Source organism: Methylocystis sp. NC52PC, from assembly GCF_055698645.1.
In genome coordinates this window covers 631,940-646,281 of the sequence record NZ_CP170127.1, presented here as the reverse complement: position 1 = coordinate 646,281, position 14,342 = coordinate 631,940, and the positions used below count along the sequence as shown (strand labels likewise).

General features: G+C 66.7%; 14 protein-coding genes. 7 read left to right on the top strand and 7 right to left on the bottom strand.

Going from position 1 to position 14,342, the window contains the following annotated elements; all coding sequences use genetic code 11:
- Window positions 1–265: 265 nt before the first annotated feature.
- Window positions 266–1,441: a serine hydrolase domain-containing protein gene (locus ACETII_RS05005; RefSeq protein WP_472787348.1), complete on the bottom strand. Its 1,176-nt coding sequence runs from the start codon at window positions 1,439–1,441 to the stop codon at window positions 266–268.
- Between the two features lie 19 nt (window positions 1,442–1,460).
- Window positions 1,461–1,814, bottom strand: a complete 354-nt coding sequence (smbP, locus tag ACETII_RS05000; RefSeq protein WP_363349804.1) for a small metal-binding protein SmbP — start codon at window positions 1,812–1,814, stop codon at window positions 1,461–1,463.
- A 126-nt stretch (window positions 1,815–1,940) separates the two neighbouring features.
- On the opposite strand from smbP, the gene ACETII_RS04995 reads away from it, so the two are divergent.
- Window positions 1,941–2,645, top strand: coding sequence for an NAD-dependent deacylase (locus ACETII_RS04995; protein ID WP_472787347.1), 705 nt, complete (start codon window positions 1,941–1,943; stop codon window positions 2,643–2,645).
- Between the two features lie 122 nt (window positions 2,646–2,767).
- Here ACETII_RS04995 and ACETII_RS04990 read toward each other — a convergent pair whose 3' ends face one another.
- The 5 genes from ACETII_RS04990 to ACETII_RS04970 form a co-directional block, all read right to left on the bottom strand.
- Complete coding sequence (locus ACETII_RS04990; RefSeq protein WP_472787346.1) at window positions 2,768–3,166, bottom strand: DUF1178 family protein; 399 nt, start codon at window positions 3,164–3,166, stop codon at window positions 2,768–2,770.
- Window positions 3,163–3,432: a glutaredoxin 3 gene (gene grxC, locus ACETII_RS04985; protein WP_363349801.1), complete on the bottom strand. Its 270-nt coding sequence runs from the start codon at window positions 3,430–3,432 to the stop codon at window positions 3,163–3,165. The genes ACETII_RS04990 and grxC overlap by 4 nt, the downstream gene beginning before the upstream one ends.
- 54 nt (window positions 3,433–3,486) lie before the next feature.
- A complete protein-coding gene (locus ACETII_RS04980) occupies window positions 3,487–4,260 on the bottom strand; it encodes a ComF family protein (RefSeq protein ID WP_472787345.1) in 774 nt (257 codons plus the stop codon).
- Window positions 4,261–4,325: 65 nt separating this feature from the next.
- Window positions 4,326–5,480, bottom strand: coding sequence for a CobW family GTP-binding protein (locus tag ACETII_RS04975; protein WP_472787344.1), 1,155 nt, complete (start codon window positions 5,478–5,480; stop codon window positions 4,326–4,328).
- Window positions 5,477–6,964: a D-alanyl-D-alanine carboxypeptidase family protein gene (locus tag ACETII_RS04970; RefSeq protein WP_472787343.1), complete on the bottom strand. Its 1,488-nt coding sequence runs from the start codon at window positions 6,962–6,964 to the stop codon at window positions 5,477–5,479. Before ACETII_RS04970 ends, ACETII_RS04975 begins: the two co-directional genes overlap by 4 nt.
- 336 nt (window positions 6,965–7,300) lie before the next feature.
- On the opposite strand from ACETII_RS04970, the gene ACETII_RS04965 reads away from it, so the two are divergent.
- From ACETII_RS04965 to ACETII_RS04940, 6 genes are all read left to right on the top strand, one after another.
- Complete coding sequence (locus tag ACETII_RS04965) at window positions 7,301–8,200, top strand: LysR family transcriptional regulator (RefSeq protein WP_363351211.1); 900 nt, start codon at window positions 7,301–7,303, stop codon at window positions 8,198–8,200.
- 126 nt (window positions 8,201–8,326) lie between these two features.
- Entirely contained in the window at window positions 8,327–8,803 is a 477-nt protein-coding gene (locus ACETII_RS04960; protein WP_472787342.1) for a formate dehydrogenase subunit gamma, read from the top strand.
- Complete coding sequence (locus ACETII_RS04955) at window positions 8,800–10,350, top strand: formate dehydrogenase beta subunit (protein ID WP_472787341.1); 1,551 nt, start codon at window positions 8,800–8,802, stop codon at window positions 10,348–10,350. Before ACETII_RS04960 ends, ACETII_RS04955 begins: the two co-directional genes overlap by 4 nt.
- A gap of 10 nt (window positions 10,351–10,360) precedes the next feature.
- On the top strand, window positions 10,361–13,240 hold the full coding sequence (gene fdhF, locus ACETII_RS04950; RefSeq protein WP_363349795.1) for a formate dehydrogenase subunit alpha: 2,880 nt from the start codon (window positions 10,361–10,363) through the stop codon (window positions 13,238–13,240).
- Window positions 13,237–14,064 (top strand): formate dehydrogenase accessory sulfurtransferase FdhD, encoded by an 828-nt coding sequence (gene fdhD / locus ACETII_RS04945; protein WP_363349794.1) that lies wholly within the window; start codon window positions 13,237–13,239, stop codon window positions 14,062–14,064. The genes fdhF and fdhD overlap by 4 nt, the downstream gene beginning before the upstream one ends.
- Window positions 14,054–14,287 (top strand): formate dehydrogenase subunit delta, encoded by a 234-nt coding sequence (locus ACETII_RS04940; protein WP_472787340.1) that lies wholly within the window; start codon window positions 14,054–14,056, stop codon window positions 14,285–14,287. The genes fdhD and ACETII_RS04940 overlap by 11 nt, the downstream gene beginning before the upstream one ends.
- Window positions 14,288–14,342: the final 55 nt, after the last annotated feature.

Below are 14,342 nucleotides of genomic sequence, written 5' to 3'. Positions count from 1 at the left end.
AGGCCTAAGTTACTGGCTGAGACGGGAATAAACCCTCATGCTGAGGAGCCGCCGAAGGCGGCGTCTCGAAGCATGAGGAGCCGCCGAAGGCGGCGTCTCGAAGCATGAGGAGCCGCCGAAGGCGGCGTCTCGAAGCATGAGGAGCCGCCGAAGGCGGCGTCTCGAAGCATGAGGAGCCGCCGAAGACGGCGTCTCGAAGCATGAGGAGCCGCCGAAGGTGGCGTCTCGGAGCGCGAGGGGCGGTCTGGCCAGTTCATGACCGCCCTCAGGCTGGCGCATGGCGCCGATAGAGCCGCTCCATCGCCAGGGCGGCGGCTTCGTCCGCCTTGCCCTCGGGGAAATTGGTCACCACGACGACGCCGAGATCGTTTTCCGCGTCGATCAGGATTTTCGCCAGATTCATCCCGTTCGAGCCATTGTGCTGAAGCACGGGCGCGCGGGTCCAGTCGAACTTCATGACGCCCCAGCCCAGCGCATAGTCGCCCTCCTGCGGCGTGCCGGGGCGCGGATGGGGGATTTTGCCCGTCTTGACATGCGGCGCATGGATGCGGGCGAGGGTCTCAGGCTTGACGAGCGCAGGGCCGCGCTTGCCGCGGCCGGCGTTCCAGCCGGCCCAGGCTGCGAAGTCGAGCACGGACATATGGGTGACGCCGGCCGGGCCGAGCAGCGGCGGGCCGTCGGCCGCTGGTCCCCACAGCATGGGCGTGATCGCGCCCTTCTCGCCCACGCGATGGCCGACCGGAGCGTCGAACCGGCCCCGCGTCGCCTGCGGGCCGAGGCCGGCGCTCTTGAGCCCCAGCGGCGCGAAGATCCGATCCGTGATCAACGCCTCCCAGGGGCGCCCGGCGGCCTTTTCGATCATCGCGCCGGCGATGAGATAGCCGAAATTCGAATAGTGGAACGCCGCGCCCGGCGGCGTCTGCGGGGCATGGGACTTCCAGGCGGCGAAGGTCTTGAGCCGCAGCGCCGTCAGATTGAAGTCGAAGGCGTCGACGTTGAAATAGAGCTTCAGCATCTGTGGCGTGTCGCTCGGAACGCCGGAGCTGTGCGAAAGGAGCTGCTCCAGCGTCACCGCCGCGAGGCGCGGATTGATCTGCGGAACAGCCGCCCCGAGCACGTCGCCGATCGTCGCGTCCCAGGCGAGTTTGCCCTCGTCGACCAGCATGCCGGCGAGGGTCGCCGTCATCGCCTTGGTGTCGGAGCCCAGATGAAAGCGATCGTCGATTTGAGCCTTTATCTCCGTCCCATGGACGCGCACGCCGGCGACGCCGCGCGCGACAATGGCGCCGCCGCTGACGACGGCCGCCGCCAGCGCGGGAAGGCCGTATTGGCTCCGCAGCGCGTCGAGCTCCTGGTCGAGATTTTGAGGCGCGTCGAGCGCGAGCGCCGGCGCGGGAGCGAAGAGGCTCAGGAGCGACGCCAGACAGATGCGGCGGTTCATCGGGGAGAAAAGCCCGGCGCTATTTGACGGACTGGAACTGCTGCAGCGCCAGCTCCGCCTGTTCGGTCGCCTTGGCGATGCGCTTGTCGTAGCTCGTGCCCTTGGCGAGCTTGACCGCCTTGCGCAGATATTTGATGCCCTTGCGGATCGGATCGACAGGGGTCTGCCAGACGGCGCTGCGGGCGTAGTCGATGGCGTCGTCCGCATGTTCGACGAAGGAGCCCGCCTGAAGCTGCTTGCCGGCGTCGATCGCGGCCTGGGTTTCTGAGATCGCCTCCTGGAGGTAATTCGGATCGGCGTGAGCGGGGCGCGCGAGGACGCCGAGGCCGAGGCCCATGCTCAAAGCGACAATCAACAGGCGGCGCGCGATCATATTCTCACTCCTTGAAATTTGTGGCGAGGTCGACGCCCATAGTGCGCATTTTTGCGCGCGCCTCAACTTTTGGCTGCCGCGCCTCTATGATCGTGTTTTGTTCCGACGCATGGCGGAGGCGGGATCATGCGCATCTTCGTTCTGACAGGGGCGGGCGTTTCCGCGGAGAGCGGCCTCGGGACGTTCCGCGACAAATCCGGAACGGGCCTGTGGGCGCGCTTCGATCCGATGAAGCTCGCGACGCCCGAGGCCTTCGCGCGCACGCCCGAGGCCGTGCATGAATTCTACAATTTCCGGCGGCGCAACCTGCTCTCGGCTAGGCCCAACGCCGCCCATGCCGCACTCGCCCGCTTGCAGCGGGAATTGGCCGCAAGGGGTGGGGCGCTGACCCTCGTCACGCAGAATATCGACGATCTGCACGAACGGGGCGGCGCGCGGGACGTGATCCACATGCATGGGGAGTTGTTGAAGGCGCGCTGCGCGGCCTGCGGCGATCTGCGCGAGCAGCGCGCCGACCTCTCGACCGAAGATCGCTGCGCCGCCTGTGGCCGCGCCGGCGCCATGCGGCCGCATGTCGTCTGGTTCGGCGAGGCGCCGCTCTGCCTTGAGGAGATCGCCGCGGCCCTTTCGGCCGCAGACCTCTTCGTGTCCATCGGAACTTCGGGCGCCGTTTATCCAGCGGCGGGCTTTGTGTCACAGGCGCGCCGGCTCGGCGTCGCCACCTGCGAAATCAACCTCGAACCCTCCGACAACGCCGCGCAATTCGACGTCAGACGCTATGGCGCGGCGAGCGCGGCTGTCCCGGCCTGGGTCGAGGAGATGCTGCGTTAGACGCCGGAACCAACCCGGCGACGTGGGGTTTGACCGCGGGGCGGGGCTCGCAGCCTCGAGTCGAGGAATTCGTGATGCGCGCGTTCGCCTTCTCGCGCCGGCCGGCGCAATGTGAGGGCCGGTCAGTTGTCGCCGGGCAATTCCGGGATCGGCAGAATTTCGATGCCGTCCTCGAGCAGGGCCTTCGCCTCCTCGAAGGTGGCGCGACCGCGGATCGGGCGGCGTTCGGCTTCGCCCTCCTCGATCGCGCGCGCCTCCTGCGGGAAGCGTTCGCCGACATCCTCTGAGCCGGCCACGACCTTGTCGCGCAATTTTCTGATCATGCCGCGCAGTCGCGTCGCTTCGTCCTCCTGGCCGCCACGCGCCACATGCGGGGCCATCACCGCACGGGTCACCGCCGTCGAGGCGCAGAAGGGGCAGGCGACGAGGCGCTGCGACGATTGGCTCTCGAAAGTCTCGCTGTCGCGAAACCAGCCATCGAAACTATGTCCTTCGTCGCAGACGAGCGCGTAATGGATCATGCCGAGGCCCCCGCCGCCAGCAGCGGATCGAGTTGGCCGACGTCGTCGAGCGCATAAAGATCGTCGCAGCCGCCAATGTGCTTTCCGTTGATGAAGATCTGCGGCACCGTCGTGCGGCCGCCGGCGCGGTCGCTCATGGCTCGACGGCCGGCCGGATCGCCGGCGACGCTGATTTCCTGGAACGCCGCGCCCTTCCGCGTGAGCAGGGACTTCGCGGCGATGCAGTACGGACAGGTCGGCGTGGTGTAGATTTCGATATGCGCCATTGAGATGGGGGGTCCTCGACCGGCGTTTTCGCTGCGCCGCTTATACGCCCGAAGTCACACGCTTGTCACGGCCCGGGCAAAGACAAGGAGATCGACCCGCGCCGCCCCCGCCCGGAGCAGCGTGCGAGCGGCGGCGTTGGCCGTCGCGCCCGTCGTCAGAACGTCGTCGATCAGGACCACGTTCCTGCTTTCGAGCGAGGTCGCGCGCTCCGGGTCGACTCGGAAGGCGCCGGCGAGATTGAGCGCCCGCTGGGCGCGCGACAGGCCGACCTGCGGCGCCGTCGCCTTCACGCGCAGCAGCGCCTGCGTTTCGACCGGCACGCCGCTTTCGCGCGAGACGACTTTCGCAAGGTCCGCCGACTGGTTGAAGCGACGCGCCGCGAGGCGCAGGCGATGTAAGGGAATGGGCGCAAGGACATCGGCGTCGGCCAAGAGTTCGGCGCCGGCGCGCGCCATCCACCGGCCCATCGGGCCCGCAAGCTCCAGGCGGTCGTGATATTTCAGCCGATGCGCGAGCGAGCGCGCCTTGTCGCTGTCATAGCGCGCCACCGCCCGCGCCCGCGCGAAGACCGGCGGGTTGGCCGCGGCCTCGGGCGAGATGAGTCCCGGCTGGTCCAGATCGCGCTCGAAGGGCGTGCCGAGCCGCTCGCAAAAGGGCCGCTCGATGAAGGCGATGTCCCGCCAGCAGGCGGCGCAGAGCGCGCCATGCTCGGCGACCCCCCGGCGGCAGACCAGGCAAACTGGAGGATAGACGAGGTCGAGCAGCCCCGAGCCCAGGCGTCGCGCCGCGGCGGCGAGGGGGGCGAAGGCTGCGGCGGCCGACTGCATCTTCGCTTTATAGCGCGGCGCCTCTTCCCTGTCTCTGCCGGCGTCGCGGGAGGGCGAGGGCGGGACTATCCGAGCAACCCGCCCCGCGCCGGCGCCAGCGGATTATGCGTCAGCGCCTCGGCGTCGGGCGTGTCGATCGCCGGTCGATTGATCAGCGCCGCATAGAGGCCCTCGACGAAGGCGCGGTCGAGGTCCTTCACGATGAAGACGATACGGGTGCGGCGGTCGGCGTCGGGCCAGGCGTCGAGCCGGTGCGGCGGGTGGAAGACGTGCTGGACCCCGTGGATCACCACCGGGCGTTCGGGTTCGTCGGAAAGCGCCACGATCCCCTTCACCCGCAAGAGCCGCGGCCCATGCGTATGGCGCAGCAGATCGATAAAAATATCGAAGGACGGCGGGGTGAAGGGCGTGTCGCCGGTCAGGCAGAACGCCTGAATGTGGTCGTCGTGACGGTTGACGTCGTGATGGCGATGGCCGTGGTCGTGATGATGGCTATGGTCGTGATGCGCCGCCTCGACCGCTTCGGCGTTGAGCCACTCGCGCACGCGCGGGGTCTTGGTCGCGGGATCGTAAAGGCCGCAATCGAGCAGCGCCTCCGGCGTCGCCTCGCCCTTGGCGGCGATCAGAATGCGTGCGCCGGGATTGAGGGCGGCAAGCCTTTCGGTCAGCCGCGCCGCATGTGCGGCGCCGTCCGGGAGGTCTGTCTTGGCGATGACCAGACGATCGGCGACCGCCGCCTGTTTGACCGCCTCTTCATGAGCGTCGAGCGTCGCCTCGCCATTGACGGCGTCCACCACGGCGATCACCCCATCGAGCCGGAATCGCATCACCAGATAGGGGTGGCTCATGATGGTGTGCAGGATGGGCGCGGGATCGGCGAGGCCCGTCGTCTCCAGCACGACGCGCCGGAAAGGCTTGATGCGCCCGTTGTCCAGTCGGCGCAGCAAATCTTCGAGCGTCGTGACGAGATCGCCGCGGATGGTGCAGCAGACGCAGCCCGAACTCATCATCACCATGTCCCCCTCGACCTTCTCGATGAAGAGATGGTCGAGCCCGATTTCGCCGAACTCATTGATGAGGACGAGCGTGTCGGAAAGTTCGGGCGCCGCGAGCAGCGTGTTGAGCAGCGTGGTTTTCCCGGCGCCGAGAAAGCCCGTGAGAATCGTCAGCGGAATCGGCGGCGGCGGCCGGCGCTGCGCCGCCGAAGGGCTGTCGGTCATTGAATCTTGACCTGCGGCTTGGCGGCGGTCTGGGTCTTCGCGGGCGCGGGTTTGGCGGCGGCTTTCTCGCCCCGAGGCTTGCTCACGGCTTTCGACGCGGCTTTCGGCGCGGCTTTCACGACCGGCTTGGCGGCGGATTTGGCTTTGGGTTTCTCGGGCTTTTCGTCGCCCGAAGCCGCCTTGTCGTCTTCGATGATGTTGTCGACGGGGGCCGGCGTCGCGACGGGCGCGATGCGCTTCGCCGCGCGCTTGGCGGCCCGCTTGGCCTGGCGCATGCTGACGGCGTCGGGAGCCGCCCGGCTGATCGGCGAGGCCTCGCCGCCGGCGGGCTCGGGGGCGTTGGCGTAGGCGGAATAATCAGTCTGCTCGCCGATCGGCGCGCCGGGCGCCCGGGCGCGGGCGACGGGGCCGACATAGCCCGGCGCACGGCCGGCGTAGACGGGAACCGGATCGTAATGCGGGCGCGGCAGGCGCGCCAGATCCTTGGCGCTGATGCGCTGCTGCGCCGCGGCGGAATCGAGGAGCGGGATGCCGGTCGAGGCGGAGCCGATCGGAATGGACACGTCCTCGACCTCGCTCATGAACTCCGCCGTGGCCGGGCCGCGATTGCGGCACACGCTGTCGCGCATGTCGGGGGCCGGCGCGGGGCCGGCGGCGGCGAGCGAGCCCAACGAGCCGGCCGAGCCGGCGGTCTGGAAGCCGCGGTCGAGCAGAGCGGCGGCCTTGGCGGTTCTCGCGGCGGCCGAGGGCGCGCCGAGCACGACGGCGATCAGACGCTGACTGCCATGGCTGGCGGAGGCGACGACGTTGAAGCCGGCGGGGCAGGTGAAGCCCGTCTTCATGCCGTCGGCGCCGGGATAGCGGCCGAGCAGGCCGTTATGGGTCGGATGGATCTGGCGGCCGAACTGCATGGCCCCGATGTTCCAGAGATTGGCGTATTCCGGGAACTGCACGTAGAGCGCCCGGCCGAGAAGGGCGAGGTCGCGCGCCGACGTCACCTGCCGCGTGTCCGGCAAGCCGTTGGGATTGACCCAGACCGACTGCGTCATGCCGAGCTTCTGCGAGGCGCGGTTCATCTCGTCGGCGAAGGCTTCGACCGAGCCGGAGACGCCCTCGGCGATCGCGACGGCGATGTCATTGGCCGATTTCACCATCAGCATGATCAGCGCGTTCTGCAGCGTCACCTCGGAGCCCGGCCGGAAGCCCATTTTGGACGGCGCCATGCGCGCGGCGCGCGGCGACATCATCAGCGGCGTATCCATCGTGATGCGGCCGGCGCGCACCGCGTCGAGCGCGACATAGGCGGTCATCAGCTTGGTCAGGGACGCCGGATACCAGGAGGCGGTCGGCTGGTCCTGGGAGAGCACCGCGCCAGACGCCACGTCGATGACGAGGGAGGGGGTGGCCTGCGCCGGAAGGGCGAGGGTCGTCGCGAGAAGAGCGGCAAATGCGCCGAGACGCGTGAGTTTCTTCATCGTCGTCATTTGCAATTGCCTCTCCAAGGTCGCGCGGGCGGCGCCGCAGTGGGACAAATAAAGTTAATCCGAAACGGATCAAATGAGGGGAAATTGTGGCCGCAGCCGCTCAACCGCCGGCGCGGCGGCCTGGTTGAGCGCGATGCAGCCGGGCGCCCCGGCCCGCGCGTCCCGTCGCCTGCAGCACGGCCGCTGGGCGATTTTTCGGGCGTTTTTCGCCTGAATGTGCTAGCGCATGCATCGAGCGAAACAATGGAAAAGGGCGTTTCGCCGCCGTCCCTCCCTCGAGCGGACCCCGCCTTTTTCGTCCAGGGACGGCGCGGCCAGGCGCCGAAACGCTTCGACGTGATCGACAAACTCGAATTCCTCATCACCGTCGCCAGCGAAAAGAGTTTTTCGCGCGCGGCGGAGTTGTGCGGGGTCACTCAACCGACCCTCTCCGCCGGCATCAAGCAGCTCGAGGATTCGCTCGGGGTCCTGCTCGTCAACCGCTCGTCGCGCTTCCACGGGTTGACGGCCGAGGGCGAGCGGGTTCTGGAATGGGCCAAGCGGATCGTGGGGGACGCCCGCGCCATGCGCCAGGAGGTGCGGACCCTGCGCGAGGGCCTCTCCGGCCAGTTGAAGATCGCCGTCATCCCGACAGCCGAGGGAATCGTCTCGGCGCTGACGACCCCTTACCGGGAAAAGCACCCGCACGTGCGCTTCAAGGTCATTTCGGCTTCATCCACCGAAGTGCTGGCCATGCTGGACAATCTCGAAATCGACGCGGGGATCACCTATCTCGACAACGAGCCGTTGGGGCGGGTGCGAACCGTGCCGCTTTGTTCGGAACGCTACAGGCTGTTGACAACCGCGGGCAATCCGCTGGGCGACCGCGAGCGCGTGACATGGGCCGAGGTCGGCCGCATCGATCTGTGCCTGCTGACCCCGGACATGCAGAACCGACGGATCATCGAGCGACTCATTGGCGCAGGGGACGCAGAGCCCGCGCCCATCCTCGAGTCGAACTCGGTCATTCTGCTCTACGACCATGTGAAATCCGGCCGATGGGCGACGATTCTCCCGGAAAAGCTCGCAAAAACAATGGGCGCTTCGCCGCCTCTGCGCTCGATTCCGATCGTCGAGCCGGAAGCGGGCTACGAAATCGGCCTGGTGGCGCCGCAGCGCGATCCGGTGATTCCGCTCGTTGGCGCGCTCGTTGCAGAGGCAAAGGCCTTGGCCGAAAGCGGCAGATTGGCCGATTGATAGGCAAGCCCTATGGCGCAACGGCCGAGACGCTATTGATCAGGACCGGGATTTCCGGCACTGTCCTTGGAACAAAACCAATCAAGGGCGCTTGTCTTGAGCTCGACGCCCAAAGCGAGGGAAGAAATGGCTGGCGCTGCTCCTTATAGCGACGAGCGGGCGCGGGAGATCATTGCGGCCCATATGGGCCTCGAAGGACCTGCACTCCCCATATTGCATGCGCTTCAGGCTGAATTCGGCTTCGTTCCGGAATCCGCCGTCCGTGAGATGGCCAACGCGCTGAACATCAGCCGCGCGGAAATGCATGGCGTCGTCACCTTCTACCACGATTTCCATACGTCCCCGCACGGCCGCCATACGCTGAAAATCTGTCGCGCCGAGTCCTGCCAGTCTATGGGCGCCGAAAAGCAGGCGAACGAATTCCTGGCCCGCCACAAGCTCGATTGGGGCCAGACGACTCCCGACGGCTCCCTGACGGTCGAGCCGGTCTACTGCCTGGGCCTCTGCGCCCACAGCCCCTCCGCCCTCTACGACAACGAACCGATTGGATTGGTCGACGCCGAGACGCTCGACGAGCTGGTCGAGGAGGCGAAAGGCAAATGACCAAGATCTACATTCCCCTGGACATGGCCGCCGTGGCGATGGGCGCCGACCGCCTCGCCGCCGCCGTCGCCAAGGAGGCCGCCGCCCGCGGCCTGACGATCGAGATCGTGAGAAACGGCTCGCGTGGAATGCTCTGGCTCGAGCCCCTGATCGAGGTGGAGACTCCCGCGGGCCGCGTCGGTTATGGGCCGGCCAAGGCGAAGGACGTCGCCTCGCTGTTCGAGGCGGGCTTCCTGACCGGCGGCGCGCACCCCCTGAATATCGGGGTCGTCGACGAACATCCCTGGATGAAGCGCCAGAACCGCTTCACCTTCGTGCGCTGCGGGATCATCGATCCGCTCTCCGTCGCCGAATATGAGGCCCATGGCGGCTTCGTAGGGCTCAAGCGCGCTTTCGAGCTCGGCGCGCCGGCCGTCATCGAAGAAGTGACGAAGTCGGGCCTGCGCGGCCGCGGCGGCGCCGGCTTCCCGACCGGCATCAAATGGAAGACCGTGGCCGACGCGCCGGCGGACCGCCGTTACGTCGTCGTCAACGCCGACGAGGGCGACTCGGGCACCTTCGCCGACCGCATGATCATGGAAGGCGATCCGCTCTCGCTCATCGAGGGCATGATCATCTGCGGCTACGCGATCAAGGGCTCGAAGGGCTACGTCTATCTGCGCTCGGAATATCCCGTCGTCGCCAAAGTGTTTCAGGCCGCGATCGAGAAGGCCCGTGAAGCCGGCTGGCTCGGCGATAACATCAAGGGCTCGGGCTTCGACTTCGACGTCGAATTGCGCATCGGCGCGGGCGCCTATGTCTGCGGCGAGGAGACCTCGCTGCTCGAGAGCCTCGAGGGCAAGCGCGGCATCGTGCGCGCCAAACCGCCGCTGCCGGCCCATGTCGGCCTCTTCGGCAAGCCGACGGTCGTCAACAACGTCCTCTCCATGGCGACCATTCCGATGATTCTGGAGAAGGGCGCCAAGCATTACGCCGATTTCGGCGTCGGCCGCTCGCGCGGCACCATGCCGCTGCAGATCGCCGGCAATGTGAAATATGGCGGCCTGTTCGAAACCGATTTCGGCATCCCGCTCGGCGCGATCGTCAACGACATCGCCGGCGGCACGCGCAGCGGGCGTCCGGTCAAGGCCGTTCAGGTCGGCGGCCCGCTCGGGGCCTATGTGCCCGTGTCGCTTTTCGACCTTCCGTTCGATTATGAGGCCTTCGCCGCGAAGGACAGCCTCATCGGGCACGGCGGCCTCGTCGTGTTCGACGACACTGTCGACATGCTCTGGATGGCGCGCTTCGGCATGGAGTTCTGCGCGATCGAAAGTTGTGGAAAGTGCACGCCTTGCCGCATCGGCTCGACTCGCGGCGTCGAGACGATCGACAAGATTAGCAAGGGTCAGGACGTCGAGAAGAACATCGAGCTTCTCAAGGACCTGTGCCACACGATGAAGTTTGGCTCATTGTGTGCATTGGGCGGTTTCGCGCCTTATCCGGTCGAAAGCGCTCTTCGTCATTTCCCAGAAGACTTCCGCAAGCCGGCCCTTGAAGCCGCTGAGTGAGGTAGCCGCCATGACGCTTATCAAAGAGATTGATTACGGGACGCCACAGTCCAAATCCGAAAACATGGTCACGCTGACCATCGACGGAAAGAGCGTCACTGTTCCGGAGGGCACCTCCATCATGCGCGCGGCGATGGAGGCGGGAACCGAAATCCCGAAGCTCTGCGCCACGGACAGCATCAAGGCGTTCGGCTCCTGCCGCCTGTGCGTGATCGAGATCGACGGCCGCAACGGCACGCCGGCTTCCTGCACCACGCCGGTCGCGCCCGGCATCGCCGTCAAGACCCAGACCCCCCGCCTCGCCGCCATCCGTCGCGGCGTGATGGAGCTTTATATCTCCGACCACCCGCTCGACTGTCTGACCTGCGCCGCCAATGGCGACTGCGAATTGCAGGACATGGCCGGCGCGGTCGGCCTGCGCGACGTGCGCTACGGCTATGACGGCGCCAACCACGTCTTCGCCCGCAACAGCGGCGAGGCGAACTTCAACTGGAAACCGAAGGACGAGTCGAACCCCTATTTCACCTATGACCCGTCCAAGTGCATCGTTTGTAACCGCTGCGTGCGCGCCTGCGAGGAAGTGCAGGGCACATTCGCGCTGACGATCTCCGGCCGCGGCTTTGATTCGCGCGTGTCGCCCGGCATGGACGAAGCCTTCATGGAGTCGGAATGCGTCTCCTGCGGCGCCTGCGTGCAGGCCTGCCCGACCGCGACGCTGACCGAGAACTCCGTCATCGCCATCGGCCAGCCGGAGCATTCCGAGATCACCACCTGCGCCTATTGCGGCGTCGGCTGCACCTTCAAGGCCGAGATGCGCGGCGAGGAAGTCGTCCGCATGGTCCCCTGGAAGGACGGCAAGGCCAATCACGGCCATAGCTGCATCAAGGGCCGCTTCGCCTATGGCTACGCCCATCACGGGGACCGTATCCTGGACCCGATGATCCGCGAGTCGATCGACGAGCCGTGGCGGGTCGTCTCCTGGGACGAGGCTCTGACCTTCGCCGCCGACCGTCTCAGCGCCGTGCAGGCGAAATACGGCAAGGGGTCGGTTGGCGCGATCACCTCGTCGCGCTGCTCGAACGAAGAGACCTATCTCGTTCAGAAGCTCGTGCGCGCCGGCTTCGGCAACAACAATGTCGACACCTGCGCCCGCGTCTGCCATTCGCCGACCGGCTATGGCCTCAACCAGGCCTTCGGCACCTCGGCCGGCACGCAGGACTTCGACTCGGTCGACGAGGCCGACGTCATTCTCGTCATCGGCGCCAATCCGACCGACGCCCATCCGGTGTTCGGCTCGCGCATGAAGGCGCGCCTGCGTGATGGCGCCAAGCTGATCGTCATCGATCCGCGCCGCATCGACCTCGTGCGGTCGCCCCATGTTGAGGCCGACTACCATCTGGCGCTGAAGCCCGGCACCAATGTCGCGATGATCACGGCGCTCGCCCATGTCATCGTGAAGGAAGGCCTCGTCAACGAATCCTTCGTCCGCCATCGCTGCGACTGGGACGAATTCCAGGCCTGGGCCGATTACGTTTCGCTCGACCGCAACAGTCCCGAGGCCCTCGAATCCGTCCTCGGCGTGAAGGCCGAAGACATTCGTGGCGCGGCGCGTCTCTATGCGCGCGGCGGCAATGCCGCGATCTATTACGGCCTCGGCGTGACGGAGCATTCGCAAGGCTCGACCACCGTGATGGGCATCGCCAATCTCGCCATGGCGACCGGCAATCTCGGCCGCCGCGGCGTCGGCGTGAACCCGCTGCGCGGCCAGAACAATGTGCAGGGCTCCTGCGACATGGGCTCGTTCCCCCATGAACTGCCGGGCTATCAGCACATTTCGGGCGCGGCCGCGCGGTCGGTGTTCGAGGCCGACTGGGGCGTCAAGCTCGATCCCGAGCCCGGCCTGCGCATTCCCAACATGTTCGACGCGGCGATCGAGGGCCGCTTCAAGGGTCTTTATCTGCAGGGCGAGGACATTCTCCAGTCCGACCCGGACACGCGCCATGTTTCGGCGGCGCTCGCCAACATGGAAATCGTGATCGTGCAGGACCTGTTCCTGGTGGAGTCGGCGCATTATGCGCATGTCTTCCTGCCGGGCTCCTCCTTCCTCGAGAAGGACGGCACCTTCACCAACGCCGAGCGCCGCATCCAGCGCATCCGCAAGGTGATGACGCCGAAGAACGGCTATGGCGACTGGGAGATCACCCAACTCCTCGCCAACAAGCTCGGGATGAAGTGGAACTACAAGAACCCGTCCGAGGTCATGGACGAGATCGCGCGGCTCACGCCGTCGTTCCACAACGTCTCTTACGACCTGCTCGAGGAAGTGGGCTCGGTGCAGTGGCCGTGTAACGACGACGCGCCGGACGGCATGCCGATCATGCACATCGACGGCTTCGCGCGCGGGAAGGGCAAATTCGTCATCACCGAATATGTCCCGACCGACGAGAAGGTGGGGCCGCGCTTCCCGCTGCTGCTGACCACCGGCCGCATCCTGTCGCAGTACAACGTCGGCGCGCAGACCCGCCGCACCGAGAACAGCCGATGGCATGAGGAAGACGTGCTCGAAATCCATCCGCATGACGCGGAAGAGCGCGGCGTCTGCGAGGGCGATTGGGTGAAGGTTGCGAGCCGCGCCGGCGAGACGACGCTGCGCGCCCAGATCACCGATCGCGTGGCGCCCGGCGTGGTCTACACGACCTTCCACCACCCGCTGTGCAACACCAATGTCGTGACCACCGACAATTCGGACTGGGCGACCAACTGTCCGGAATACAAGGTGACGGCCGTTCAGATCTCGAAGAGCAACGGCCCCACCGAGTTCCAGGAGAAGTATCGCGAACTGTCCGACAATGCGCGGCGGATCGCGAGCACCATCGACGCGGCGGAATGATCGACATACCGTCGCCGTCTCTTCGGGTAGATTGCCTGGCGCGCCGTCACGATGTGACGGCGCGCTCTTCACGCGTGATCCCCGAGGAGACGCCGATCGCCTTTACCTATGGCGGGTCCACCCATGCGGTGATGATGGCGACGCCCGCCGATCTCGAAGATTTTGCGGTGGGCTTCGCGATCACCGAAGGGCTGGTGGACCGCGCGGAGGACGCCGGCGCAGTCGAGGTGGTGTCGTCCGAGTTGGGCGTGGAATTGCGCAGCTGGCTCGGCGGCGGGCGCCAGGAGGCCTATGCCGACCGGCGCCGCTCGATGGCCGGCCCGACGGGTTGCGGGCTCTGCGGGGTCGAAAGCCTCGAGGCCGCGACGCGCAGCCTGCCGACGCTCGACAATGCGCTCACCGTGACGGCGGAGGGGCTCATCGAGGCGATGGATCGTATGCCGGGGGCGCAGACGCTCAATCAGGAGACGCGCGCCGTGCATGCCGCGGCTTTCTGGAATCCCGGGTCCGGCGCGCTGATCGTGCGCGAGGACGTCGGCCGCCACAATGCGCTCGACAAGCTCGCCGGCGCGCTGGCGCGCCAGGGCCTCGCCGCATCGCAGGGCGTCGTGCTGATGACGAGCCGCGTCTCCGTCGAGCTCGTGCAGAAAGCCGCCCGGATCGGCGCGCCAATCATCGCCGCCGTGTCGGCGCCGACCGCACTGGCGGTTCGCAGCGCCGAAAAATGCGGTATGACGCTCGTGGCCGTGATGCGGGGCCGCGATTTCGAAATCTTCACCCATCCAGGACGCATCCTCGAACAGGTTTCCGCTCATGTCGCATGATTCAGTTGAGAAGCTCGTGAAAATGGCCAATCAGATCGGCGCCTTTTTCGGGGCGCAGAAGATCGGCGCCGCCGCCGGCATGGCCGAGCATCTGCGCAAGTTCTGGGCTCCCCACATGCGCGAGACCATCTGCGAACATGTCCGCCATGGCGGCGTCGGCCTCGAGCCGATCGCCATCGAGGCCGTCAAGATCCTCGACGCCGAGAAGAAGGGCGCGGCCTGACGCCAGCCTGTCCGTAAACGGAGCGGCGCGTCCGGCCCCCAAGACTGCCGCCCGT

Excerpts from the sequence above, each read along its gene's own strand:
- smbP (WP_363349804.1), bottom strand. The coding sequence starts at position 1,814 with ATGATCGCGCGCCGCCTGTTGATTGTCGCTTTGAGCATGGGCCTCGGC.
- ACETII_RS05005 (WP_472787348.1), bottom strand. The coding sequence starts at position 1,441 with ATGAACCGCCGCATCTGTCTGGCGTCGCTCCTGAGCCTCTTCGCTCCC.
- grxC (WP_363349801.1), bottom strand. The coding sequence starts at position 3,432 with ATGGCGCATATCGAAATCTACACCACGCCGACCTGTCCGTACTGCATC.
- ACETII_RS04990 (WP_472787346.1), bottom strand. The coding sequence starts at position 3,166 with ATGATCCATTACGCGCTCGTCTGCGACGAAGGACATAGTTTCGATGGC.
- fdhF (WP_363349795.1), top strand. The coding sequence starts at position 10,361 with ATGACGCTTATCAAAGAGATTGATTACGGGACGCCACAGTCCAAATCC.
- ACETII_RS04970 (WP_472787343.1), bottom strand. The coding sequence starts at position 6,964 with ATGACGACGATGAAGAAACTCACGCGTCTCGGCGCATTTGCCGCTCTT.
- ACETII_RS04955 (WP_472787341.1), top strand. The coding sequence starts at position 8,800 with ATGACCAAGATCTACATTCCCCTGGACATGGCCGCCGTGGCGATGGGC.
- ACETII_RS04995 (WP_472787347.1), top strand. The coding sequence starts at position 1,941 with ATGCGCATCTTCGTTCTGACAGGGGCGGGCGTTTCCGCGGAGAGCGGC.
- fdhD (WP_363349794.1), top strand. The coding sequence starts at position 13,237 with ATGATCGACATACCGTCGCCGTCTCTTCGGGTAGATTGCCTGGCGCGC.
- ACETII_RS04960 (WP_472787342.1), top strand. The coding sequence starts at position 8,327 with ATGGCTGGCGCTGCTCCTTATAGCGACGAGCGGGCGCGGGAGATCATT.
- ACETII_RS04975 (WP_472787344.1), bottom strand. The coding sequence starts at position 5,480 with ATGACCGACAGCCCTTCGGCGGCGCAGCGCCGGCCGCCGCCGCCGATT.
- ACETII_RS04980 (WP_472787345.1), bottom strand. The coding sequence starts at position 4,260 with ATGCAGTCGGCCGCCGCAGCCTTCGCCCCCCTCGCCGCCGCGGCGCGA.
- ACETII_RS04940 (WP_472787340.1), top strand. The coding sequence starts at position 14,054 with ATGTCGCATGATTCAGTTGAGAAGCTCGTGAAAATGGCCAATCAGATC.